Source organism: Psychrobacillus sp. Z16_25 (assembly GCF_056856695.1).
In genome coordinates, this window is sequence record NZ_JBXEOV010000007.1 from 100009 (window position 1) to 124707 (window position 24699).

Consider the following 24699-nt stretch of genomic DNA (forward strand, 5'->3'; position numbering starts at 1 on the left):
TTTATCACTCATTTCATTCATACTTCCGAATAATGCTGCTTATTTTTTCTGCAGCGAGAACTGCATCTTCCACTGTATTATTAATTCCAAAGCTGAAACGAACCGAGTTACGAAGCTCTGGTGTGTCTTCTCCATACATTGCCACCAACACATGGGAGGGATCAATGGATCCTGCAGTACAAGCCGATCCACTTGACGCATCGATACCAGCCATATCGAGTTGTATTAAAAATGTTTCTACATCCGTCTTAGGGATACTAATATTTACAACATGCGCAAGCGTGTGCGCTATGTCACCGTTAATCGTGAATGGTACATTGTTTTCCTTTAACGTCCTTAGAAATACATCTCTTAATTCTTTATAGTGTAAATGATTCTTATCTAAGTTCTCCTGCTTAAGCTGTGCTGCTTTCGCAAAAGCAACAATTGCAGGTACATTCTCTGTTCCTGCTCGTTTTTTTCGCTCTTGTTGACCACCATAAAAGATTGGCTTCAAATTTACTCCTTTTCGCTGATAAAGGAAACCAACCCCTTTTGGTCCATTAATCTTATGGCTTGTGGCACTTAGCAAATCAATATAACATTCTTCTACATCTATTTTGACGCTTCCGTATGCTTGTACAGCATCTGTATGGAATAACGCCTGATGATCCTTTAGCAGGTTTCCTATTTCTTTGATGGGCTGAATGGCTCCAATCTCATTGTTCGCAAACATCACGGAAACTAAGATAGTATCGCTTCTTAGAGCTTTTTTCAAGTCTTCTACATCAATAAGCCCGTTTTGGTCCACCGGCAAATAAGTGATTTCATACCCTTCTCGCTCTAGTTGCTCACATGCATGCAAAACTGCATGATGCTCAATGGTTGTTGTGATAATGTGTTTACCATTATTCGCTCTAGCATACGCGGTGCCAAAAATCGCATAGTTATCAGCCTCTGTCCCTCCACTTGTAAACGTAATTTCGTTTTCAGAGGCACCGATTGTTTTTGCTAAGATTGCTCTCGCATCGTCAAGCTTCTTTCTTGCGAGTCTACCAGTTTGATGAATACTGGAAGCATTCCCGTATATGTGACTCAATTCATCTGTAAAAGTTTGGATTACTTCTTCGGACATAGGTGTAGTTGCTGCATGGTCCAAATAAATTCTTTTCATTTTATTACTCCCTTATATATAAAACATATAGCCGTCATTTTCACTTGCATCTTGCTGGTGCTTAGCCAAATCCTCAATAGTAGTAGTGTCCAAGACATTTTTTACAGCATCTCGTATACGAAGCCATAGCTCTTTTTGTGGAGCAGCCTCTGCCTCTATTCCTTCTATTATTTGGATTGGTCCTTCCAGAACTCGAATGACGTCCCCTGCTGTTATTTCGCTCGGATCCTTAGAGAGCATATATCCACCATATGCCCCTCGAACACTGCGAACCAAGCCTGCATTTCTCAGTGGAGAAATGATTTGCTCCAGATAGGCTTCTGATAAGCTATAATCTGCTGCAATTTGACGTAGTGCAAGCGGTCCCTCTCCAAATTTCTTCCCTAATGCTACCATTATTGTTAAGCCATATCGGCCCTTTGTTGAAAACTTCACCTTTTACACCTCATTAACAGTTAACATTCCAAAATGTTTATTTCCTTACCCCTTCAGAGGATCTATACTTCTCCTATTAGAAAGGAAAAAATTCTGTTCCTAGTATAGCATAATTAGGCTTAAGGATGACTTGGAAATGACTTTTTTAGTCATCTTCTATATAATAAAAGAACAAATGTACGTTTACTACTTATCAGCTTCTCATGAAGGAGAGATTATCTTGCAGAACGAACCACTCGCATATCGCATGCGACCTCAAAATCTTGATGAAGTGGTAGGGCAACAGCATATTATTGGCCCACAAACCGCCTTATATAAAATGATCACGAATGGACATGTTCCCTCCATGCTGCTATACGGTGACCCTGGAATAGGGAAAACATCGCTAGCTTTTGCGATAGCTGGTACAACAAAACTCCCGTTCATCGCTTTGAACGCCACCACCTCTGGTAAAAAGGATGTGGAAGAAGTAGTCGGAGAGGCGAGAATTAGTGGAAAGGTTATCTTATTTTTAGATGAAATTCATCGCTTTAATAAGCTTCAACAGGACACCCTTTTACCTCATGTGGAAAATGGATCGATAATATTAATTGGTGCTACAACCGAAAATCCATTTCATGACGTAAATCCAGCGATAAGGTCACGCTGTGGGGAAATTAAACAATTAAAACGGCTTACTACAGAAGATATTTACATCCTCCTTCAACGAGCACTTAAAGACAAAGAAAAAGGCTTAGGAAAGATACCAATCCAAATTAGTGAAGAGCAACGAATACGTATTGCCGAGGCAACAAATGGAGATGCAAGAAAGGCACTTACCCTGTTAGAATCCACCGTTTTTGCAAGCTTTGAAGAGGACGGTGTAACCGTAGTCAGCGACTCTATTCTTAACAGCTTAATAGATAGAGTAGGAGTCTTTGGAGATAAAAAGGGTTCCCATTACTATAATCTACTCTCTGCCTTACAGAAATCTGTCCGAGGCAGCGACACAGATGCGGCCTTATATTATTTAGCGCACTTATTAGAAAATGGAGATCTGGTTGCTGTATCTCGTAGACTGCTAGTCATGAGTTATGAGGACATCGGTCTAGCTAATCCTTCCGTTGGTCCTCAAGTATTAGCCGCTGTTCAAGCAGCAGAAAGGCTTGGATTACCTGAAGCACGAATCCCTCTCGCCAATGCAGTAGTGTTGATGTGCTTATCAGAGAAATCAAATTCTGCCTATCTAGCATTAGACGCAGCCATCAATAGCATTCATGAGGGAGTAACAGGTGAAATACCAAGCCATCTCAAGGATACACATTATGCAGGAGCAAAAGAGCTTGGACATGGTGGTTATGTTTATCCACATGACCATAAAATAGGTACCTTTGGAGGGTGGGTCAACCAAAGCTATTTACCAGATAACTTAGTCGGCACAAAATTCTATACTCCTATTGAGGCGGGAGAAGAAAAGCGTTTGGCTGGCATTTATAATCGATTAGAGGAATTTAAAAAGAAAGATAATGAAAGAAAATAAAAGATAACGAGTAAGTATAAGACTGGCATTTGCTTACTCGTAAAAAGATTTATATTCAAAAAAGATATATCTTTTTTGAATATAATTTCCCAGGAAATGTAAATATTATTCTAAAATAAGGAATTGCCCTTCATTCCTTTTGGTCAAGAAGCATAAAAAAACACAACAAACAGGTAACGGAAGCATTTCTCGTTACCTGTTTGTTGTGTTTGGATTTGAATTATCTTACACGCCCATTTTTCTACGTGTATTACTAACCTTCTTCGTTTGCTGACTTTTTGCCTTTTGGTTTGTTGCTTGCATATTCCCTTTTGCATTATTACCTGTTGCCTGGTTTTTCTTTTCTTCTAGTCGAAGCTTCACTGCTTCTTGAAGAGACATTTTCTTTTTGGGCTCTTGTTGGTTTGATGTTTCTGTCATCCTTTTCCACCTCACATACTTGTCTTTACTTAAGTATAAGTGATGTGGTAAAAACTGCAACTATTACTGAACACGATTTATCTGAATATCTTTTAAAATATCATTAATTACCCAGCTTGCACAGATTAATCCTGCAACAGAAGGTACAAAAGCGTTAGAGGATGGTGGCATTTGGGCTTTACGGATTGTTGCATCCGGCTTCCCTACTGTTCCTACAACATCCTCCCGTACTATAATCGGACTCTCATCCGAGAATACTACTGGAATCCCTTTTCGGATGCCGTCCTTTCTTAGCTTTGTTCGAATTACTTTCGCTAGAGGATCAGTATGCGTCTTAGAAATGTCTGCAATTTTAAATCTAGTAGGGTCCATTTTGTTAGCCGCTCCCATACTAGATATGATCTTAATCCCTCGTTTCAGGCATTCCTTCATCAAATGTATTTTATAAATAATTGTGTCAGATGCATCAATTACATAGTCAATGTTCATTTCGAAGAATTTTTCATAGGTTTCTTCGGTATAAAACATATGCATATCGATTACCTCACAAGCTGGATTAATATCGGCGATCCTTTCCTTCATTACCTCTGATTTCGATCGTCCAATCGTTGAAATATATGCTACTAGTTGTCTATTAATATTCGTGATATCCACGTTATCCTTATCTACTAATAGTATTCTTCCAACTCCACTTCGAGCACATGCCTCCGCAGCAAATGAGCCAACACCACCAATACCGAGAATGGCTACTGTCTTATTTTTTAATAATTCGATACCTTCCTTGCCAACTGCAAGTTCATTTCTAGAAAATTGATGCAACATATGATAACACTCCATTTATATCAGTTTAGTGGGAATTAACTCATTAAAAAACCTCTAGCAACAGTTGCCAGAGGATTATAATAAAAGTTTGACGAATCCCAATCGTGCCGACTAATCAAAGCATATCGTTTTGAACCCGCACATAGCAGGTGGGTGCCCTCTTTATTATTTTTGAAGTCCCTCTGAAAGGGCATTTCATTAATAATAAAAGTAAAGCTCCCGACGATAAAAGTGTTCGGTCAAAACTGATTGGCATATAGCGAACACATCAGGATTCGTATTACTTGTATGTTACCACATCTTTTAAAGAACAGCAATTGTTTCACCATGCTATTATTTAACTATTCTGTTTATAGAAGATAGTCATATTTTCGTAAATATCCCACATGGCAAAAAATGTAAAAAGAAAAAATCTAAAACAACTAGTCCTACTTTGTCCTACTTTTGAATATCATTCATTGATACGACAAATAACGGAGGGCTATCTGTGAATTCTTTATTTACTTATTTTATATTGGGTGTATCATTGGCTGCACCAATTGGCCCAGTCAAAGCAACATTAATCAACACAGGAATTAAAAATGGGTTCTTTCATGCATGGTTTTTTGGTTTAGGTGCTATTGCAACAGATATCCTCTACATGTTGATGGTTTATTTTGGCGTAGGTCATTTCATTGACAATCCTGGGGTACAAACATTCCTATGGGCTTTTGGATTTTTTGTGCTTATGTATACTGGTATTGAAAACCTTTTAACAGTAAATAATATATCAATGGATTCAAAATATCGGAAGGTAGTAAGACTACGCCATTCCTTCCTGGCTGGCCTTCTAATGGCTATGCTTAATCCTTTAACCATATTATTTTGGTTAGGGATATACGGCTCTGTCTTAGTAGGTGGTTCAAGTACTATGTCTGGTCTTGAGGTAATATTATTAAGTGTTACGATTCTTTTAGGCATAACAGCAGTTGACCTATTTATGGCCTCTATTTCTAGCGGCTCTAGAAGATTTTTATCGACATCTTTACTTAAAACAATCTCCATTATTTCTTCTCTGTCTATGATCGGTTTTGGGATCTATTTCGGCATACAAGCTTATCATTCCTTATTTTAATTCAACCTATTCTTCATCCATATTAACTATTGCATAATTTCGCTTCTGAAAGGAGAACATACCCTTATTGAAAATAATAATGAGGTGTGTTTATGAGCAAGAAACATCGTCATAACGGAAAGAAAGCCTCCACTAAAAAGAGCAACCACTTCACCGTTACGAAAATGTGTATTTTAAGTCTCGCTTCGATTCCATTGGTCATGACGCTCGGGAACTCCATGTTAATACCTGTACTACCTATTTTAGAAAAAAAAGTGGATATTAGCTCGTTTCAATCAAGTATGATTATTACTAGCTACTCCATCGCAGCAATCATTCTTATTCCTGTTGCCGGGTATTTATCTGATCGAATTGGAAGAAAAGCAGTCATCCTCCCTAGTTTACTGTTAGCCTTAATAGGTGGATTGATTGCCGGCTTCGCTTCTTGGAAGCTAGATGATCCATTCACTTGGATTATTATCGGTAGAATCTTACAAGGGATAGGAGCATCTGGAGCGATGCCTATTGTCTTACCATTAGTTGGTGATATATACAAAGATGATGATGAAAAAACTAGTGCGACATTAGGAATTATTGAAACATCCAATACTTTTGGAAAAGTTTTAAGCCCTATATTAGGTTCTGCATTTGCTGCTCTCTTATGGTTCCTGCCATTTTTTTCAATTTCCTTCTTCAGCTTAATATCCATACTTCTAATTATGTTTTTTGTAAAACCTCCCAAGGAAAAAAGAAAACCCGATAAGCTAAAGGTTTTCCTTAGTAAGGTGAAGCATACTTTCAAGAAGGAAGGCAAGTGGCTACTCTCCATTTTTTTAAATGGAATTTTTGTCATGTTTGTTTTATTTGGAGTACTTTTTTTCTTATCCGAGGAATTAGAGAGAATTCATCATATAAAAGGAATAAAAAAAGGGTTTGTCCTTGCAATTCCGTTGCTTTTCCTTTGTATTGCTTCCTTTTTGACAGGAAGAAAGATTCAAGGCAAGCTAAGCTCGATGAAGAAAATTATGGTAGTTTCACTAGCTTTAACCTCAATAAGTGTCATTTTTGTTGGATTTGTGAAAGATAAACTGATCCTCCTGCTCATTGTTACCAGTATTTTAGGAGTGGCGATTGGGGTACTGCTTCCCGTATTAGATGCACTTATTACTGAAAATATTAAAAAACAGCAACGAGGAACGATTTCTTCCTTTTATAGCTCTGCACGCTTTATAGGAGTAGCAGCTGGCCCGCCAGTAGTTTCTCTGGTCTTAGATAATTTCTTAAATGGACTATACATCACTTTTAGCGTAGCTGGTCTTATTCTCCTGTTTATGGTGATAAAATTTATTAACGTAGAAGAATTAGAAAAAAGGAAAAAGGCTTTATAGTTAAAAACTAATTGTAATAATCTAAAAAGAGGTATCCCATAAGCTAAAGTCTTATGGGATACCTCTTTCTTCTCCTTTATTTGGAATTTAAGCTATAGAGTATCAACAATATGCCAGCAAATAAGCATACAATCTTTGTCATTGAAACCTTATCTGCTAAGCCTACTAACCCGATTCCTGTCGTAACAATTAAGATAGTAGGTCCAACTAGAGCAAGAAGGGAATTAATATAAAGAGCCTTTTCTAAGTCATTGAATTTTAACATGAACATTGCAGCGGTTATCTCTATGCTCCCTGATATCATTCGTAATGCAATGATAAACAATAGTGCTTTTTCAATAACTACAATCATCCTCCCAAATACAATAGATAAACTATCATATGTGAAAGCATGTCTTATATATGTTTAAAGAAAGCTTACAAAAATAAACAGTGCATTGGTTAGTAACTCCAAAAGAAATATTTGTAAGTGTTCTAAACTTTAATCAGACCTCACGGTTCTCCGCTGCGTCGGACGCTTTCCGTGGGGGCGTGGTAAGCCAGCACCCATCGCTTACGCGCGTGGTTGTGCTGTCTTTCCTACCACCTTGCTCCCACTGGAGTCGCCGACGCTGCTCCGAACCAGTAGGTTTGCTACTAAAAGCAAATTTAATAAATTATGTCTTAAATAAAATAGAACATGTTGCTATTAGAGGATTTACTAAAATAAGAAACACTACTTATGGTTCTATAAGGTAGTTAGCATTAGTGCTCTTTGATCGGAACTGACGCTGCCATTAGTGTAGGATTCTTATAAATAAATTTTGTTTGGAAGTGGAGAAAGATAGTATTTCTGTAATATCACTTCACCTTATTATAAAATAACCAATTGTTTTTGCTACCCTCAGGGCATGCTTTTCACAGGAAGCCTACACGATGTTGGTCAGGAAAACGTTGTCACTCGATATTGTAACTTTAGGTTCATTACCAAAAGCCAAGGATGACGTATTAGAAAAAGTTGATTGAAGTGTCGGCTGGCGACTCCTAGGGGATAAGCGCGTGCGGAAAATCCAATTGTTTCGGAAGCATCCGAAACAAGATGGAAAACTAAGAACGGCACATCGTGTGCCAACGTTTTCCTGAACAACATCCTGTTGTCCCGAAGCCGCGCCCCCAGGAAAGCGTCCAGCCAGAACGGAAATCAACACCATTTTTGTTTTTAGTGTTTCTTACAAATAAGCCACAACTCCACACTTACGCATGAGGCAATATTGTCTCGATTCTCATTCTACTTCTGTAGGAGTCAACGAGGATACTCCAAACAAATAGAATTTCCTACTAACAATAATTACTATACATAACCAAATTTAGCGAGGATTAGCTTAATGCCAACACCGTTCTGTTTAAGGGTAAGGAACAAAATAAAATAAATAAGAAGCACTTATGGTTCTATAAGATGCTAAGAACATAAGTACTTCTTATTTTTGATTCTTTTCAACCTGATTTTTAAAGCATTCTTATTTTAGCTTTAAATTTAATTCCTCTAGTTGAGCCTCCGCTACTGGGCTAGGAGCTTGTGTTAGTAAACAGCTTGCACTAGCAGTTTTAGGGAAGGCAATTGTATCACGAAGATTTGTTCTGCCGGATAATAGCATTACAAGACGGTCAAGTCCAAATGCAACTCCACCGTGTGGAGGTGTGCCATATTCAAATGCTTCTAATAGGAACCCGAATTGAGCTTTTGCTTCTTCCTCTGAGAATCCTAGCACCTTAAACATTTTTTCTTGAACCTCTGTTGAATAAATTCGTAGTGATCCCCCGCCTAGCTCATAGCCGTTTAAAACAAGGTCATATGCCTGTGCTCTTACCTTACTTGGATCAGTTTCTAGGTATGGCAGGTCCTCATCCGCTGGTCGTGTAAATGGATGGTGGGCTGCATAGTAGCGGCCTTCTTTCTCGTCATATTCAAATAATGGCCAGTTGACAACCCATAGGAATTCAAAACGACTTTCATCAATCAAGGATAGATCTTTCGCCAATTTAAGACGAAGTGCACCTAGTGCGTCAGCAACAACAGATTTTTTATCTGCTACGAATAGCAATAAGTCTCCAGATTCACCTTCTAGCTTGTTCATTAAGGCTACTGCTGACTCTCCTTCGAAGAACTTAGCAATCGGTCCTTTAAGTCCTTCTTCATCCACCTTCAGCCACGCAAGACCTTTTGCACCGTATCTACCGGCATACTCTCCAAGCGCATCAATATCCTTACGAGAATACTTTTCCGTTGCTCCTTTTACATTAATCGCTTTTACCTGTCCACCATTTTCTACTGCGGATGCAAAAACCTTAAAGGAGCTGTCCTTTACTAGCTCTGAAAGGTCCTGTAGCTCTAACCCGAAGCGTACATCCGGTTTGTCAGAACCAAAGCGATCCATCGCTTCATCGTAATCCATCCGAGCGAAAGGAATAGAAACATCGATTCCTTTTACATCCTTCATAATTTTTTGCATCATGCGCTCATTCATTTCCATGATTTCATCGATTGATAGGAAGCTCATTTCCATATCGATCTGTGTAAACTCAGGCTGACGGTCAGCACGTAAATCTTCATCACGGAAACAACGAGCTATTTGATAGTATTTCTCAAAACCGCCTACCATTAATAATTGCTTAAACAGCTGTGGGGACTGTGGAAGCGCATAAAACTCTCCATCATGCACACGACTTGGTACAAGATAGTCACGTGCACCTTCTGGAGTAGACTTAGTCAGGATTGGTGTCTCCACCTCAATAAACCCTTCGTCATCTAAGAAGCGACGAACTGTTTTTGTTATATCTGAACGCATTTTAAACGTGTCGTACATTACAGGTCTTCTTAAATCTAGATAACGATATTTTAATCTTATATCTTCCCCAGCATCTGTTTGATTTTCAATAGCAAAAGGTGGGTTTTTCGCTTCATTGATAATTGTTACCTCTGATGCATATACCTCAATTGCACCAGATGGCATATTTTTATTTACTTGGTTCTCTGCTCTTGCTACAACCTGTCCCTTTACCTGAATGATATATTCGTTGCGAAGCTTCTCTGCAATTTGTATAGCTGCCTCGGAGATTTCTGGGTTAAATACCACTTGGACTAAACCAGAGCGATCACGAAGGTCCACGAAGATAAGTCCGCCTAAGTCTCTTCTTTTTTGAACCCAGCCGATTAACTCAACCGATTGCCCAATATGTTGTTCATTTAATTCGCCACTTGTATGTGTTCTACTCATATTCTTATTCCTCCGATAACTTTTGTACTTCGCTTACTAAAGAGCTAAATGGAACTAGCTGCTGATTTCCTGTTGTTAAATCCTTTAACATAGCGCTTTGTTTTTCAAGCTCTTCGTCTCCTATGACGATCACCGCTTTTGCATGCAAGCGATCAGCAGATTTAAATTGAGCTTTTATTTTACGATTTAAATAATCGGTTTCTACAGAAATACCATTTTGTCTAAGCTCATAAGCAATTGATATAGCTTTGCTTTTTGCTGCTTCTCCCATAGAAGCTACATAAACATCAATAGAGGATTTATCGTCAAATGATATGCCCTCTGCCTCCATCGCTAACAAGAGACGTTCGATGCTCATTCCAAAACCGATGCCAGGCGCATCAGGACCACCAAGCTGTTCTACCAGCCCATTATATCTTCCGCCACCCGCTAACGTAGTAATTGCTCCAAAGCCCTCTGCCGCACTCATAATCTCAAAAGCAGTGTGATTATAGTAATCTAACCCTCTAACTAAGTTAGGGTCTACTTCAAACGGTATATTCAATAAAGTTAAGTATTCCTTTACCTTTTCAAAATAGCTAGCCGATTCTTCGTTTAAATAATCGGCTAAAGAAGGAGCTGCAACCATTAATGAGTGATTTCTATCTACTTTACAATCCAAGATTCTCAATGGATTTTTTTGTAGCCTGTTTTGACAATCAGAGCAAAACTCTTCAATATGTGGCTCGAAGTGATTGATTAACGCCTCTCTGTGCGCAATACGGCTCTCTGTATCTCCCAAGGAGTTAATAACTAGCTTTAATTTCTTTAAGCCTGCCTTTTGGTAAACAGACATTGCAAGGGAGATAACCTCTGCATCGATAGCTGGATCCATGCTGCCAATCGCTTCTACCCCAAACTGTACAAATTGACGATATCTACCTGCCTGTTGTCTTTCATATCGGAACATTGGTCCCATATAATAAAGCTTGACTGGTTGATCTGGATATCCAAACATTTTGTGCTCTACAAAGGAACGTACCACTGACGCAGTTCCTTCTGGTCTTAACGTAAGAGAACGATTCCCTCTGTCCTGAAATGTATACATTTCCTTTTGAACAATATCCGTTGTATCTCCTACCCCTCTTGTGAATAACTCTGTATGTTCAAAGATTGGAGTGCGTAGCTCACTGTAATGAAAAGCCTTGCATTGCTCTCTTATTAGCTCCTCTACCATCTGCCATTTTGGCGTTTCCGATGGAAGGGTATCTTGGGTTCCTCTAGGTAATTTTATGTCCATTTCTCTTCTTCCTCTCTCAATTTTGGCAGTAAACTGGAAAATATAAAAAAGCCCCCGCCCCTTGCATATTGCAAGGGACGAGAGCTAATAGTCAGCTTCCGCGGTTCCACCCTAGTTGGCCAAAATGTTTTGACCCTCTCATTACTGGATAACGGCCAGCTCCGTTTTTGCCTAATAAAGATATTATCTCTTTCGACAAAAATCCTCGCGAATGTTGTTCACCCTTTGTGCGATGTAGGAAAGCTTCCAGCCACGTCTTTCCCTCTCTTGCCATCCAAAGCAAAGAAGCTACTTTTTCGGTCATTGGTTATCTTAGTTTTTGATTATACTTTATCATAATGACGTTGAAGAAATAAGTCAACCTTTTTAAATAAAGAGTAGTAATTTTTTTTCTAACTATTTAAAATAGGTTTAGGAGGTGTTTCAATGAAAGATAAATTCATCCACAAAATGACAATATTTTTTCTATCCTTTCTACTTATTCTTCCTGCCATTGTTCAGGCAAACAACCAAGAGTATGTAGTAGACGTTGCCTCACTAAAGGTTCGATCAGGTCCAGGACTAACCTATAGTACTATTGGGGCTGTGGTGAAAAATGAGAAACTGAAGGTTGTTGGAAAAGAAAATGACTGGCTACAAATTGAGTATGGCTCTGGTACAGGCTGGGTTGCTAGCTGGTACACAACTGCACAGGCTCAAGAGCTTTCCAAGAAACAAATCGTTTCGAAAGTAAATCGTCTAAACGTACGAACACTACCTTCCACATCCGCTCCAGTTATTGGTCAACTCAATGAGGGAGATCAATACACCGCTGCTAAAACAGAAGGAGAATGGGTTGAAATTGACTTTCAAGGTCAATCAGGCTGGGTAAACAATACATATGTCACTATTATTGACCAAACTACCGAAGAAGATACAATACCAGCCGATACATCCGCTAAAACATTTACTATCTCAGTGGATACACTGAATGTAAGAACGAAACCCGATTTGTCCTCTAAAAAAATTGGACAAGTCCACAAGGGCGATTCTTTTGAAATTCTACAAATTGACCACCAATGGGTTCAAATCGAAGTATCCGGAAAAAAAGGCTGGGTATATAGTTTTTATGGAACAATAACAAATAAAGCTCCTTCTAATTCGCAAAAGCAGGAGAATATAACAATACTTTACAATGGAACAAATATCCGGTCTGATAGCTCAACATCAAGTGAAGTAGTTTATAGAGCATCAGCAGGAGAAATTTTTACGATAAAAGAAAAGACAAACGATTGGTATCAAATTGAACTTCCAGACAAGAGTACGGCCTATGTGGCAAGCTGGGTAGTATCTTCCGGTTCCTCTTCTGAGACAACAACCCTGAAAGAACCTACGAAAAAAGAGAGTCGGAAAAAAGGAACATTAAAGGGATTAACTATTGTTATTGATGCAGGACATGGTGGGAATGATAGAGGAACTACTGGAGCCTTAGGGACAGATGAAAAGGATATTACATTGAAGACTGCTGAACTATTATCGAGCAAGCTTCAAGCAGCAGGAGCCAATGTAATCATGACAAGAGAATCTGACGTATATGTGGACTTACGTAAGCGAGTTTCCATAGGTCACCAAGCTGGTGCTGATGCCTTTATCAGCTTACACTATGATGCTATCAATAATAGCTCCGTTCGAGGCTTCACTACCTATTACATGCATGGCTATCAAAATGAGCTAGCGAAGTATGTACACGACGGCTTAGGAAATATGATTTCCCTCAGGGACCGCGGTGTTCAACCAGGCAACTATCTTGTTCTACGAGAAAATAAACAAAGAGCTATTTTAATAGAGCTAGGATATCTCAGCAATCCTACAGAGGAACAGCATGTAACAACACACGCATTTCGTGAACAAGCTACCCACGGAATTTACAATGGGATTATCAACTATTTTGATAGTCTATTAGCTAAATAACACTCACAAGACAGAAAGAGAGCACTTATGATTCAATTGTTCAGTAAAGTGAATCATAAGTGCTCTTTATTTGCTTCGGGAAATACTGTATTATGCCTCTAACATGATTGTGACAGGGCCGTCATTTGTAAATGTTACGTCCATCATTGCTCCAAAGACTCCTGTTTCCACCTTAAAGCCCTTCGCTTTCAGCTTTTCATTAAAAAGCTCCCATAGTGGCTTCGCTTGCTCTGGTCTTGCAGCTTCTGTGAAGCTAGGTCTTCTTCCTCTTCTCGTATCTGCGTATAAGGTAAATTGAGAAACTGACAGAATAGAACCACCTACCTCCTCTAACGAAAGGTTCATTTTACCATCGTCATCTTCAAAGAGGCGTAAGGCTGCAACCTTATCAGCTAAATAAGTAATCTCTTTCTCTGTATCTGAACTGGTTATTCCTACCAGCAGTAAATACCCATGATCAATCTTTCCTGTTATATGGTTGTCCACCGTCACACTTGCATGCTTACAGCGCTGTAATAAAACTTTCATAACTGGCGCTCCTTTAATTAATGATACGTTGAACTGAATAGACATCAGGCAACTGTTTTATTCGATCCGCTACTTTGTTCAAATGAGCAATGTTGGAGATTAGAATAGATAGATGGATAGTTGCAATATCATTATCTGACTTACCACTAACAGCAACTATATTCGTTTTTGATTCATTAACCACCTGTAAAACCTCATTTAATAAGCCAGCCCGGTCAAAAGCAAATATCTCTATATCTACTTGATAATCCTTCTTCACATCGGCAGCGGCATGCTCCCATTCCACTTGTATGATTCGTGTATGAGCCTCTTCGTTTTGCACGTTCGGACAATCTGCTCGGTGAACAGATACCCCTCTCCCTTTCGTGATGAAGCCAACAATATCATCTCCTGGTACCGGACTACAGCATCTTGAAAGACGAATAAGAAGATTATCAATACCTTTAACAATTACCCCAGATTCAGTGACCTTCTTCGGAGAAGGAGAATTCATTTCTGTATGAATTTTCTCTAAAGCCTCTTCTTGATCACGAATTTTACGCATCTTTTCAGCTAAACGATTAACTACCTGCTGTGCGGTAATACCATTAAAACCGACAGCAGCATACAAATCCTCTTCACCGGCAAAAGCATATTTTTCACATACACGCTTAATGTTTTCAGGGGTTAGTACCTCTTTGACATCAAATTCCTGTGCCTTTATTTCCTTTTCAACTTGCTCTTTTCCTTTTTGGATATTTTCATCTCTCAGCTGTTTTTTGAAGAACTGCTTGATTTTATTTTTTGCTTGAGAGGACTGAGCAATGTTAATCCAATCTCGGCTAGGACCAAATGATTGCTTAGAGGTTAGCACTTCAACAATATCACCAGTTTTTAGCTTTGTATCTAGTGGCACCATCTTCCCGTTAACCTTGGCACCAATCGTCTTATTCCCGACTTCTGAGTGAACTCGATATGCAAAGTCAATCGGTACAGAACTAGCAGGAAGCTCGATCACGTCTCCTTTTGGTGTGAAAACATATACCATATCAGAGAATAAATCAAACTTTAATGATTCCATAAATTCCTCTGCATTAGAGGACTCTTGCTGGAACTCCAAAATTTCTCTAAACCAGGATAGCCTTGTATCCACTGTTTGAGTGCCAGAGTCAATCTTCTTCCCTTCCTTATAGGCCCAGTGAGCAGCAACCCCATATTCAGCAATATTATGCATTTCTTCTGTACGAATCTGGACTTCTAGCGGTTCACCATTAGGTCCTATCACAGTAGTATGGAGAGATTGATAAAGATTCTGTTTCGGCATTGCAATATAATCTTTAAATCTTCCTGGCATTGGTTTCCAAAGGGTATGAATGACACCTAGTACTGCATAGCAATCCTTAATACTATTCACGATAATTCTCATGGCAAGTAAATCATAGATTTCATTGAATTGCTTATTTTGTACTGCCATTTTGCGGTAGATGCTATAGATATGCTTTGGTCGACCAGAAATATCAGCATCTATTTCCATTTCATTCAGCTGCTTCTTAATATCGGTCATCACATCATTTAAGTATGACTCCCGCTCCGTACGTTTTTTCTTCATAAAGTTAACAATACGATAGTATTGCTGTGGATTTAAATAACGTAAAGCAGTATCTTCAAGCTCCCATTTCACAGCAGAAATTCCTAGGCGGTGCGCCAGAGGAGCAAAAATTTCTAGTGTTTCATTCGAAATACGACGTTGTTTTTCTTCTGGAAGGTGCTTAAGCGTCCGCATATTGTGTAAACGGTCGGCAAGTTTAATGAGGATAATGCGAATATCCTGTGCCATAGCAATAAACATTTTTCGATGATTTTCCGCTTGCTGCTCTTCCTTAGACATATATTTAATTTTTCCTAGCTTGGTTACCCCCTCCACAAGTAAGGCAACCTCCTCATTAAACTCTCTTACAATATCTTCTCTAGTGTACTCTGTGTCTTCTACTACATCATGTAAAAATCCAGCAGCAACCGTTTCAGGGTCCATTTGAAGATCGGCAAGAATTCCGGCTACTTGAATGGGATGTAAAATATATGGTTCTCCAGAATTACGAAATTGCTCCCGATGGGCGTGCTCTGCTAATTCATAGGCCTTTTTAACAAAGTCAACATGCTCTTTGTTCATATATCCGGAAACCGTATGAAAAACATCTTCTGCTGTTTTCACCTGATCTTTTGCCATGTCAACTCACCTTGTTTCATTATTTTTCAAAAATAGTATATAAGCTATATTTTATAAAAAAAAAGAGGGACTTGTAAAGTCCACCCTTCTATTGTATTACTAGCTCGAAAGCTTTGTCTCGTAAATTTACGGAAACAACAAACTAGTATTAGCTGTATTGCATTAATGTACGGATATTGTAATTCTTTAATTTCTCTCTACCATTTAGATACGTCAATTCGATAAGAAATGCGCAACCTACTACAACTCCACCAAGTTCTTCTACAAGCTTGATCGTTGCTTCAATCGTTCCGCCAGTAGCTAATAGGTCGTCCACGATTAACACACGTTGACCTGGCTTAACTGCATCTTTATGCATCGTTAAAGTGTCTTTTCCATATTCTAAACCATATTCAGCACGGATTACTTCACGTGGAAGCTTTCCTTCTTTACGAACTGGGGCAAAGCCAATTCCTAGTGCATAAGCCACTGGACAGCCAATGATAAAACCGCGAGCTTCTGGCCCTACAATAATATCTACATTAACTTCCTTTGCATATTCGACTATTTGGTCTGTTGCATATTTATATGCTTCACCATTATCCATAATAGTGGTGATATCTTTAAATCGAATGCCTGGTTTTGGCCAATCCTCTACAATTGTTACATACTTCTTTAAATCCATGTTTGCTCCTCCTCAGGAACGGTTTGCACTGCTATACGCTCTTCAAACCATTGTTTCAACTCTTTGTATGGTGCGTACAAAAGCTTTTGCTCTAGGTCAATCTGCTTTGCACGCATGCGATAGGCCGGTGCCTTTGATAAGTCTTGCTTTTCGACATTCTCATTGACCGCCAACACTCCATTTTCTATTTTAACAAAATTTAACTCAAAAAACACCTTTGACATGAAATTTATTGTTTGCTGATTCCAGCCTGTATGTTTTGCCAGCTGATGAACATGTGTTTTCAAATCAAAGACTCCTCTTTTCTTTAGAAAAGAGTAATACCATTTAAATTGCTCTCTAGTAGGGATTCCTTCAAAATAACTAGAACTATCAACATAAAAATGAGCATAGATTCGCTTCCAAGGGTAGGCTCTTAATAGCTCCGTTAAGTTTTCCTCCGAGGCTGGCATATCTAATAAACAAATATATTGTTGCTCCGACACTTTTAATTGATTAAACATGCAAATTGGTTCAGAAATAACAGATTGGAAATAATCCATCATCTCCTTGTGAAAGCATACAAATACAGTTTCCTCTGTTGGGATGTTTGGCAACCAGCGATTAATTTGTTTAATACCTCGCACGTCAAATAACTGCCAATCGTCTGTTTTGGCATCTTGAATCATCAGCTGTGGTTTTTTTCGGCCGTTCCATTCATTTATTTGCAAGTCTCCAATAAAAGATAGCTTAGCAGATGGGGAGATTTCGTCCGCAAGATTCCCTTTTCCAAAGCCTATTGCATCCAACAATACAGCATCCTGTGAAAGCTCTATTTTCAAGTGATCTTGGTTAGAGCCGATTTTTCGAACAGAGGCTACCTCCACATTCTCTATGCAATACACAGGCTTCGCAAAATCCATTCCAAACGGAGCGAGCTGCTGAATAGCTTGAATAGATTCCGTTGAAATTTCATGCATTTCTACAGGAACATCTATTGTAATAACCGGGATCAGGTGCTCTTCCTCTAAACATTCCATCGCTTGTCTGTTCATTCGAGTTTTAAAAATCTCGACATTTTCTAGCGGCAGGGTCATCCCAGCTGCCATCGGGTGACCACCAAAATGAGGTAGGATATCGCTGTTTTTCGCGAGCTCTTTGTACATATGGAAGCCCTCTATACTACGAGCGGAGCCCTTCGCAATTTGTTTTTCTGTATCGTAGCCCAAGACAATAGCAGGACGATAATATTTTTCTACTAGCTTGGATGCCACAATTCCTAACACACCAGGATTCCAGCCTTCTTTTCCTACCACTATTACACAAGGGCCCTTGACATCATATTCGGTCTCAATCAGTTCCATTGCTTCCTCTGTTATTTGCTTTACAATTACTTGTCTTTCTTTATTTTTGTCCTGGAGTAAACTAGCAATTGCCAACGCCTCATGTGGATCCTCAGAAAGAAACAACTGTACACCCGGTGCAGCCTCTCCTAGTCTCCCAATTGCATTGATTCGTGGTCCAAACATAAACCCGACTGTTTCTTCATTAATGGTGGATACTTCCACCCCACTTACATTTGCCAAGGCCTCTATTGCGATAGAATCAGTTTGGCGCATTTGTTTAACACCTTGTTGAACAAAATATCTATTTTCTTCTGTAAGTGAAACTAAATCTGCAATTGTACCTATTGCAACCAAATAGAATAACTCTTTTGGCATCTCTCCAAGCAAGGCATGTGCTACCTTAAAGGCAACTCCGACTCCGGCTAAATGCTTGAACGGATATTCATCGCTAAGTGCTGGATGAATAATAACATCAGCCTTTGGTAGTTCTTCCCCTGGCTCATGATGATCCGTTACGATGACGTCCATACCAAGACTCTTTGCGAATTCAATTGGCTGATGTCCAGAAATTCCGTTATCCACAGTAATGATTAGTTTTACTCCTTCATCAAATGCCTCTTGAAATAATCTTTCACAAGGTCCATATCCATCTATGAAACGATTTGGAATTTTATATATTACATCAGCCCCTAAAGACTGAAGTGTCTTCATCATCACCGTGGTGCTTGTTATACCATCTGCATCATAATCACCATAGATACATATTTTTTCATTAAGTTCTATTGCAGCATTCACTCTCTGCACCAAATCCTCCATACCTGTTAGTAGGAAAGGATTATGTATATGTTCTTCATTTATAAATAAAAATCGTTTCGCATCTTCTACTTGATGAAAACCTCTTGAAACGAGTACTTTTGCGCACACTCGTGGAATAGAAAGTGCGCTTTCTAATTCATTCACAAGCTGTTCCTCTGGTCGAGAGATTCTCCACCTTTTCTGAGACTGTATCACGCTATCACATCCTTCAATCTATTATAACCTATCCCGTCAAGAACGAAAGCACCTATGATTGGTAAGTTAATTTGCTAGGTTTAATGGATTAAGGTCAAATGTTGATGGCTTTTAATAAACTCCTTTGATCTCCATTGCTGCCGGACGCTTTCCGTGGAGGCCAACAGGATGTTGGTCAGGAAAACGTTGTCACAAGATGTGACGACCTTAGTTTTCCTTCCTTACCTTCACTCCTCTTAGTCTGGATCCTTCCCGCACGGGTGTTCCTTACGCTTTTCTTTCGTCGCAAATAACATTTGCTTTTCCCGCAGGAGTCTGCCACCCTCAATTCCAATCAACTCTCTATAACCAATGAGAATCCCAACATTTTTATATACATCTTCGGTCATATAGGTGTTTTATAGTGCACAAATCTACTTTTTATAGATTGTTCCTAGTCAGTTTTAAAAAAAGTGTAATCTTTTGCATTTATATAGATACCACCAACAAATATTGTAGAAATCGATTTATTTCACTATCATCGTAACCAGGCCTGCGGAATACATTAGCAATACAAGAATAAATATCTTGTACGAGCACCTTCACCTCCTCACATCCCGAATGCAAAATAAAAAACCTGAGCGCACCTAAGTGAACCCAGATTTTCTACTTATTAAACTACAGGCTCATCTGAACCCCATGTTTTTTCTTCTTTTTTCACATCAATTCCACCAGATTTACGTAGCTGTTTAACCTTTAGGTCATACCATAGCTGTGCACCGATGAATATAGATGAGTAAGTTCCTGCAATTAAGCCGATCAACAATGCAATAGAGAAATTGCGAATGCCTTCTGCACCAAATAGTAATAAAGCAACTACCACAAAGATGACTGTTAAAACAGTATTTACAGAGCGTCCTAACGTTTGACGTAGTGATTTATTCACAACCTCAGCAAGCTCAGCTTCGGATGTAATAACCTTACTTCGATGTAGATTTTCTCGTATACGGTCAAATGTAACAATCGTATCATTAATTGAGTAACCAACAATGGTTAGAACTGCTGCAATAAAGGTTATATCTACCTCTAGTCTCAAAATACTGAAGATGGCAACCATTAGGAAGGCATCATGCAGTAAGGATACGACGGATGCTAGTCCCATTCTCCACTCAAATCTAAATGCTACATAAATAACAATACCTATTGCAGCAAATAGCAATGCATACATTGCATTTTGAGCTAATTCACGACCAACTGTAGGAGAGACTGTATTTATACTTGGCTCAACACCAAATTCAGCCTTTAATTCTTCTTTTAAAGTATTGATTTCTTCTTGGCTAAAATCTTCTTTATATCGAACTACAGCGGTTTCGCTTTCATCTCCAGAGATAACAATATCTTCAGAAGGATGCCCGATACTTTCAATCTTTTCAGCAACAATACTTTGAGTTAAAGCTTGCTCAGATTGAATTTGGACACGTGTTCCTTGTGAAAAGTCAATCCCTAGATTTAGCTTGAATACACTTAGAATAATGATTCCAGCTACCGTTAAAACGATGGAAGCAATGTAGAAGATTTTTCTACTATGCACAAAATCGAAGCGATCGAATTTCGTTGTTAGGTCAAGTGTATCTACCTCGTCTTCAACTGGGTGCATCTTCTTCTTCGGTATACCAAACCAGCCAGGCTTGTTATCAAAGTATCCACTATTCACTAATAGACTTAGTAAAATACGAGATGCCCAAACTGCTGTAATAAATATTACCAAAATACTTATAATCAATAACGTAGCAAACCCTCTTACTGAGCTTGTACCAAAGTAGAAAAGAACAACCGCTGCAAGTAAGGTAGTAATATTTGCATCTAAAATTGCAGTGAAAGATGATTTAGCACCTGTATCAAAGGCTTTCTTCACTGACTTACCTACTCTAAGCTCTTCTCTTATTCTTTCATAGGTTAGGATATTCGCATCGACTGCCATACCTACCCCAAGAACAATCGCTGCAATACCAGGTAATGTTAGTACTCCGTTAATCCAATCAAAAATCAATAGAATCAAGTAAATATAAACACTTAAAGAGATAACTGCTACTACTCCAGGTAGGCGATAATAGAAAATCATAAAGATAAAGATTGCCGCTACCCCGATGATACTAGCTAATACGGTACTATCTAAAGCCTGTTCGCCAAACTGAGCTCCAACAGAAGTCGAATAAATTTCTGTTAATTTGACAGGTAATGCCCCTGCATTTAAAATTCCTGCTAAGCTTTTTGTTTCTTCTACTGTAAAGGAACCAGAAATTTCTACACTGTCTGAATTGATTGTTTGACTAACAGTTGGATTAGAGATAAATTTTTGTTCTTCTGGAGGTTTTACCACTTCTGCAGCGTAAGAATCTACACCTTCTTCAAAATCCAGCCAGATAATTAACACGTTGTCTGGAAATGGTCTTGATGAAATCTCGGAAGTAATTTGTCCAAACTTATTGGCATCCTTCAATTGGAGTGTTACAATTGGCTGACCGTTTTGGTTAAACTCCGCCTTTGCTCCACCCTCTTTTAAATCATTTCCATCTAACATAACGACATCGTTAGAATCTCGGAAAGTTAAGTTAGCTTGGGTAGACAGAAGCTCTCTAGCTGAGTTTTGGTCTTCTACTCCCGCCAGCTGAACTCGGATACGATTTCCATCCTCGATTTGTATACTAGGTTCGCTTACACCGATAGAATTGACCCTACTATTTAATGCTTCCGCAGTATCCGTTACAATATCGTCGGTAATTTCAGGGCTTTCTTCATTTAGTTGATCAACCTCGTATAAAACCTCAAAGCCTCCCTGCAAATCAAGTCCTAATTTAATATTGTTTAGAACTCCACCAACTGTCGGACTAATCGTTCCAGCAAACACTACGATGAGTAATAAAAACGCGACTATGCGTCCTCTAGTTTTCATATGTACTATTTCCTCCTATGATAACGCTAAAGACCTTTGTTCAAGGACAGTTAGTGTTGATAATACCTCTCTATTTTTCCATAAAGCAACAAGTTAATTATGAAACAGGAAAGGCTTACTGTCAAATGGCTATTCTATTCCTTTTCCTCTTCTGCTTCCGCTTTTTTAGGATTTAACAAAACCTGTAATTCCTCATGATTAATTTCTGCGAACCAATTTGATGACCTATAATTCTCAATCTGCTCAAAGGTCATGTATTCAGCAGGGGTTAAAGACATGATATCGTTCACGATTTGATGTAAAGAAATAGAACTAACCTCTTTTTTGCGCCATTTCTTGTGCACAAGATATTTCCATAGGTCCATTTCATTTACGGTGTCATACTGATAAACTTTAAACTCGTTCTTTTTACTTTCTAATGCTGGCAGTACGTGGGTATAAATATCATTGTGTAAGTTTTCCAAAATACCGCACCTCTTTATAGAATAATGTACTTAGCAATCTCATATTGTTATTGTAAACGAAGTTCCTGTATTTGAGAAGGAAGTGTTTATTTGTCAACTTTTTTAAGAGGCTCAATGGTTTTAATGGTTGCCATTTTTTTGTCCAAGTTCTTAGGTTTTATTTATCGTATGCAATTTGTTCGACTTACAGGGGAAGAAGCAGTTGGTATCTATAGTGCTGCCTATCCAGCATTTATCTTCTTCCTATCTATTATTCAACTAGGTATTCCAATTGCCATCGCTAAAATTATTGCTGAGCTTCGGACAAGGAATGCAGTAAACCAGTATTTTTCGGTTATTCGAACATCCATTATTGTAACCGTCATCACCCTGATTGTTTTTACACCAATTTTTATCTTGGTAACACCTCTCATCTCAAGCAGCCTACTTAAAAATGAAGCAATCACCATGACACTATATATATCTATTGCTATTATTCCAATCGCAGCTGCTGGAGGAATCTTAAAGGGCTTCTTTCAAGGGATTGCTCGACTAGAAGAAACCGCAATTGCTCAATTGATGGAACAGGTTGTAAGAATTGTATTAATCACTTTTGCTTTACCTTTCTTTTTGACCTCTTCTACGCCACAGGAAGCGGCTGCATATGCTATGCTCCTGGCATTAATTGCGGAAGCGGTTGCGTTTATTTATTTGAAATGGAAGTATGACAAGTGGAAAAAAAAGCAAACCCATACGAAACCAAGCAAATCCTATCCTCTAACCCCAATGATGTCTATTGCATTACCATCCTCAGGGAGTAAGCTTTTTGGATCTTTTACATGGTTTTTAGAACCAATTATTTTCATCAAGGCATTGGCCATAACTGGGATGACAGCTGTAGCAGCAACGACACTCTACGGAGTAATTTCAGGAGTACTTATCCCATTACTACTATTTCCGTCCTTCATTTCCGCAGCTCTCTCGATTGTGCTGATTCCAGCGGTAAGTGATGCCTATGCAAGGAATAATTTTGTGCTATTGAAGGAAAGAATTCATTTATCCTTAAAATTCTCCACGCTTACTGGGTGTTTCGCTGCGACTGTCTTTTATCTTCATGGCGGGGATCTAGTGTCTGCTCTTTTTCATGTAGAGAATGTTGACACTTACATGAGAATCTTAGCTCCAATCTTTTTCTTTTATTACATTCAAAGTCCGCTATTCTCAATCTTGCAGGCTTTAAATAGCTCAAACACTGCTTTTTTAAACTCTCTTTATGGTGGAATCGGCAAGCTGCTCCTATTATTTTTCTTAGCGTCTCAGCCAGCCATCCAAGAAAAAGGAGCAATCGTTGCGATTGGATTTGGAGTACTTATTACATCCTTCTTACATATCGCTTCCTTGAAGGAAAAAAAAGAAGCGCAAATCGGCTTCTCGTTTTTCGCTCTACCTTATGCTGTTTTCTTGCTTACGATCATTGGAAGACCCCTGCTTTATCAAATCGGACAACAGCCACTAATAATTGATTGCCTCATTACGCTAGTAATCTTAATAATCGGCCTCGCTCTTTTTGGTCAAATAAAACGCAAAGAACTTCGCATCATATTTAATATCGCAAAAACAACGAAAAATAAATTTTAATGCTCTAATTTCAACTGAATATACAACTCATCATTCTCATAGCTGCAGTAAAAAATATTTTCTACATTCTGCACAAGCTTTTTCTCTAGCTCTTCTCTAAGCCATTTTTCGCTCTTTCCAATAATTCTTAAATGGTTTTGCTGGATGTCCCCATCTAGGATTAAAGGGTAAACGTATTGCTCTTCCTCCTTCTTGAAGACGGAAAGATTTCCAGAAGGCTCTAAAAAAGCAGTTTCTACTGACTGAATGGATCCTACTTGCTGTTCTCTCAGCTGTTGCAGCAAGTCATCTAGATTATAACGTTGCTTTCTCATTTCCTTTTCCATGATGACGCCATTCTTTATAATCAGAGAAGCATTACTTTCCAGCAGGTCTCTAAATCTTTTGTATTTCATCGTCAGATAGGAAACTGATACTTGAATAATTAGTAGGATAACCATTGGAATAATTGCCTGGATGAAATCTGTTTCTGGGTCATCCAAAGAAAAGCTAGCTATTTCAGCAATTAATAGGAAAACTACCAAATCAAATATACTAAGCTCTCCAACCTCTCGCTTGCCCATTAGACGAAAGATGACTAATATTAACCAATATAATATAAAGGTTCTACCAATAATTATAAGTATATCCATCATAGGA

Annotated in this window: 19 protein-coding genes, 1 other RNA gene and 1 other annotated feature; of the genes, 5 read left to right on the plus strand and 15 right to left on the minus strand. The window is 38.6% G+C overall.

Annotated elements, in window-relative coordinates; all coding sequences use genetic code 11:
- Positions 1–13 precede the first annotated feature (13 nt).
- Both AC1VU3_RS09565 and cymR read right to left on the minus strand, forming a co-directional pair.
- Complete coding sequence (locus tag AC1VU3_RS09565; RefSeq protein ID WP_480387538.1) at positions 14–1153, minus strand: cysteine desulfurase family protein; 1140 nt, start codon at positions 1151–1153, stop codon at positions 14–16.
- Between the two features lie 12 nt (positions 1154–1165).
- Positions 1166–1588 carry a cysteine metabolism transcriptional regulator CymR gene (cymR, locus tag AC1VU3_RS09570; protein WP_480387537.1) on the minus strand — a complete coding sequence of 141 codons (423 nt, stop codon included), beginning with the start codon at positions 1586–1588 and terminating at the stop codon, positions 1166–1168.
- Between the two features lie 220 nt (positions 1589–1808).
- Here cymR and AC1VU3_RS09575 point away from each other — a divergent pair, with 220 nt between their 5' ends.
- Positions 1809–3107, plus strand: coding sequence for a replication-associated recombination protein A (locus AC1VU3_RS09575; RefSeq protein ID WP_480387721.1), 1299 nt, complete (start codon positions 1809–1811; stop codon positions 3105–3107).
- Positions 3108–3332: 225 nt separating this feature from the next.
- Here AC1VU3_RS09575 and AC1VU3_RS09580 read toward each other — a convergent pair whose 3' ends face one another.
- The 3 genes from AC1VU3_RS09580 to ssrS all read right to left on the minus strand — a co-directional run bounded on the left by AC1VU3_RS09580 (position 3333) and on the right by ssrS (position 4627).
- Positions 3333–3527 carry a hypothetical protein gene (locus AC1VU3_RS09580; RefSeq protein WP_480387536.1) on the minus strand — a complete coding sequence of 65 codons (195 nt, stop codon included), beginning with the start codon at positions 3525–3527 and terminating at the stop codon, positions 3333–3335.
- A 63-nt stretch (positions 3528–3590) separates the two neighbouring features.
- Positions 3591–4349, minus strand: coding sequence for a tRNA threonylcarbamoyladenosine dehydratase (locus AC1VU3_RS09585; RefSeq protein WP_480387535.1), 759 nt, complete (start codon positions 4347–4349; stop codon positions 3591–3593).
- Between the two features lie 91 nt (positions 4350–4440).
- A non-coding RNA gene (gene ssrS / locus AC1VU3_RS09590) (6S RNA) lies at positions 4441–4627 on the minus strand.
- Positions 4628–4836: 209 nt separating this feature from the next.
- Between ssrS and AC1VU3_RS09595 the strand changes: the two genes are divergently transcribed.
- Positions 4837–5463 carry a LysE family transporter gene (locus AC1VU3_RS09595; RefSeq protein ID WP_480387534.1) on the plus strand — a complete coding sequence of 209 codons (627 nt, stop codon included), beginning with the start codon at positions 4837–4839 and terminating at the stop codon, positions 5461–5463.
- A 92-nt stretch (positions 5464–5555) separates the two neighbouring features.
- Positions 5556–6830, plus strand: a complete 1275-nt coding sequence (locus AC1VU3_RS09600; protein ID WP_480387533.1) for an MFS transporter — start codon at positions 5556–5558, stop codon at positions 6828–6830.
- Positions 6831–6906: 76 nt separating this feature from the next.
- On the opposite strand, the gene AC1VU3_RS09605 is transcribed toward AC1VU3_RS09600, so the two are convergent.
- From AC1VU3_RS09605 to hisS, 3 genes are all read right to left on the minus strand, one after another.
- Positions 6907–7182, minus strand: coding sequence for a YqhV family protein (locus tag AC1VU3_RS09605; protein ID WP_480387532.1), 276 nt, complete (start codon positions 7180–7182; stop codon positions 6907–6909).
- Positions 7183–8326: 1144 nt separating this feature from the next.
- Complete coding sequence (aspS, locus tag AC1VU3_RS09610) at positions 8327–10084, minus strand: aspartate--tRNA ligase (RefSeq protein WP_482983359.1); 1758 nt, start codon at positions 10082–10084, stop codon at positions 8327–8329.
- A 4-nt stretch (positions 10085–10088) separates the two neighbouring features.
- The gene (hisS, locus tag AC1VU3_RS09615) at positions 10089–11363 is read right to left on the minus strand and encodes a histidine--tRNA ligase (protein WP_482983360.1); all 1275 of its coding nucleotides are present in this window, start codon (positions 11361–11363) and stop codon (positions 10089–10091) included.
- Positions 11364–11433: 70 nt separating this feature from the next.
- Positions 11434–11676: a binding site (T-box leader), on the minus strand.
- Between the two features lie 113 nt (positions 11677–11789).
- Between hisS and AC1VU3_RS09620 the strand changes: the two genes are divergently transcribed.
- Positions 11790–13313 (plus strand): N-acetylmuramoyl-L-alanine amidase family protein, encoded by a 1524-nt coding sequence (locus AC1VU3_RS09620; RefSeq protein WP_482983361.1) that lies wholly within the window; start codon positions 11790–11792, stop codon positions 13311–13313.
- Positions 13314–13403: 90 nt separating this feature from the next.
- Here AC1VU3_RS09620 and dtd read toward each other — a convergent pair whose 3' ends face one another.
- The 6 genes from dtd to AC1VU3_RS09650 form a co-directional block, all read right to left on the minus strand.
- A complete protein-coding gene (dtd, locus tag AC1VU3_RS09625; RefSeq protein ID WP_480387528.1) occupies positions 13404–13841 on the minus strand; it encodes a D-aminoacyl-tRNA deacylase in 438 nt (145 codons plus the stop codon).
- Between the two features lie 13 nt (positions 13842–13854).
- Positions 13855–16047 carry a RelA/SpoT family protein gene (locus AC1VU3_RS09630; protein WP_482983362.1) on the minus strand — a complete coding sequence of 731 codons (2193 nt, stop codon included), beginning with the start codon at positions 16045–16047 and terminating at the stop codon, positions 13855–13857.
- Between the two features lie 148 nt (positions 16048–16195).
- Positions 16196–16711: an adenine phosphoribosyltransferase gene (locus AC1VU3_RS09635; protein ID WP_480387526.1), complete on the minus strand. Its 516-nt coding sequence runs from the start codon at positions 16709–16711 to the stop codon at positions 16196–16198.
- Positions 16702–19047 (minus strand): single-stranded-DNA-specific exonuclease RecJ, encoded by a 2346-nt coding sequence (gene recJ, locus AC1VU3_RS09640; RefSeq protein WP_480387525.1) that lies wholly within the window; start codon positions 19045–19047, stop codon positions 16702–16704. Before recJ ends, AC1VU3_RS09635 begins: the two co-directional genes overlap by 10 nt.
- A gap of 652 nt (positions 19048–19699) precedes the next feature.
- On the minus strand, positions 19700–21979 hold the full coding sequence (gene secDF, locus AC1VU3_RS09645; RefSeq protein ID WP_480387524.1) for a protein translocase subunit SecDF: 2280 nt from the start codon (positions 21977–21979) through the stop codon (positions 19700–19702).
- A 134-nt stretch (positions 21980–22113) separates the two neighbouring features.
- Positions 22114–22443, minus strand: coding sequence for a post-transcriptional regulator (locus tag AC1VU3_RS09650; RefSeq protein WP_480387523.1), 330 nt, complete (start codon positions 22441–22443; stop codon positions 22114–22116).
- A 90-nt stretch (positions 22444–22533) separates the two neighbouring features.
- Here AC1VU3_RS09650 and AC1VU3_RS09655 point away from each other — a divergent pair, with 90 nt between their 5' ends.
- Positions 22534–24060: an oligosaccharide flippase family protein gene (locus AC1VU3_RS09655; RefSeq protein ID WP_480387522.1), complete on the plus strand. Its 1527-nt coding sequence runs from the start codon at positions 22534–22536 to the stop codon at positions 24058–24060.
- Here the strand turns inward: AC1VU3_RS09655 and AC1VU3_RS09660 are convergent.
- Positions 24057–24695 carry a DUF421 domain-containing protein gene (locus AC1VU3_RS09660; RefSeq protein ID WP_480387521.1) on the minus strand — a complete coding sequence of 213 codons (639 nt, stop codon included), beginning with the start codon at positions 24693–24695 and terminating at the stop codon, positions 24057–24059. The two genes, AC1VU3_RS09655 and AC1VU3_RS09660, sit on opposite strands and share 4 nt — an antisense overlap.
- Positions 24696–24699: the final 4 nt, after the last annotated feature.

Bases quoted from the DNA above. Each gene is read 5' to 3' on its own strand.
- secDF (WP_480387524.1), bottom strand. From the start codon at position 21,979: ATGAAAACTAGAGGACGCATAGTCGCGTTTTTATTACTCATCGTAGTG.
- AC1VU3_RS09660 (WP_480387521.1), bottom strand. From the start codon at position 24,695: ATGATGGATATACTTATAATTATTGGTAGAACCTTTATATTATATTGG.
- AC1VU3_RS09605 (WP_480387532.1), bottom strand. From the start codon at position 7,182: ATGATTGTAGTTATTGAAAAAGCACTATTGTTTATCATTGCATTACGA.
- AC1VU3_RS09630 (WP_482983362.1), bottom strand. From the start codon at position 16,047: ATGGCAAAAGATCAGGTGAAAACAGCAGAAGATGTTTTTCATACGGTT.
- AC1VU3_RS09600 (WP_480387533.1), top strand. From the start codon at position 5,556: ATGAGCAAGAAACATCGTCATAACGGAAAGAAAGCCTCCACTAAAAAG.
- AC1VU3_RS09580 (WP_480387536.1), bottom strand. From the start codon at position 3,527: ATGACAGAAACATCAAACCAACAAGAGCCCAAAAAGAAAATGTCTCTT.
- AC1VU3_RS09565 (WP_480387538.1), bottom strand. From the start codon at position 1,153: ATGAAAAGAATTTATTTGGACCATGCAGCAACTACACCTATGTCCGAA.
- AC1VU3_RS09585 (WP_480387535.1), bottom strand. From the start codon at position 4,349: ATGTTGCATCAATTTTCTAGAAATGAACTTGCAGTTGGCAAGGAAGGT.
- dtd (WP_480387528.1), bottom strand. From the start codon at position 13,841: ATGAAAGTTTTATTACAGCGCTGTAAGCATGCAAGTGTGACGGTGGAC.
- AC1VU3_RS09635 (WP_480387526.1), bottom strand. From the start codon at position 16,711: ATGGATTTAAAGAAGTATGTAACAATTGTAGAGGATTGGCCAAAACCA.
- hisS (WP_482983360.1), bottom strand. From the start codon at position 11,363: ATGGACATAAAATTACCTAGAGGAACCCAAGATACCCTTCCATCGGAA.
- AC1VU3_RS09620 (WP_482983361.1), top strand. From the start codon at position 11,790: ATGAAAGATAAATTCATCCACAAAATGACAATATTTTTTCTATCCTTT.
- aspS (WP_482983359.1), bottom strand. From the start codon at position 10,084: ATGAGTAGAACACATACAAGTGGCGAATTAAATGAACAACATATTGGG.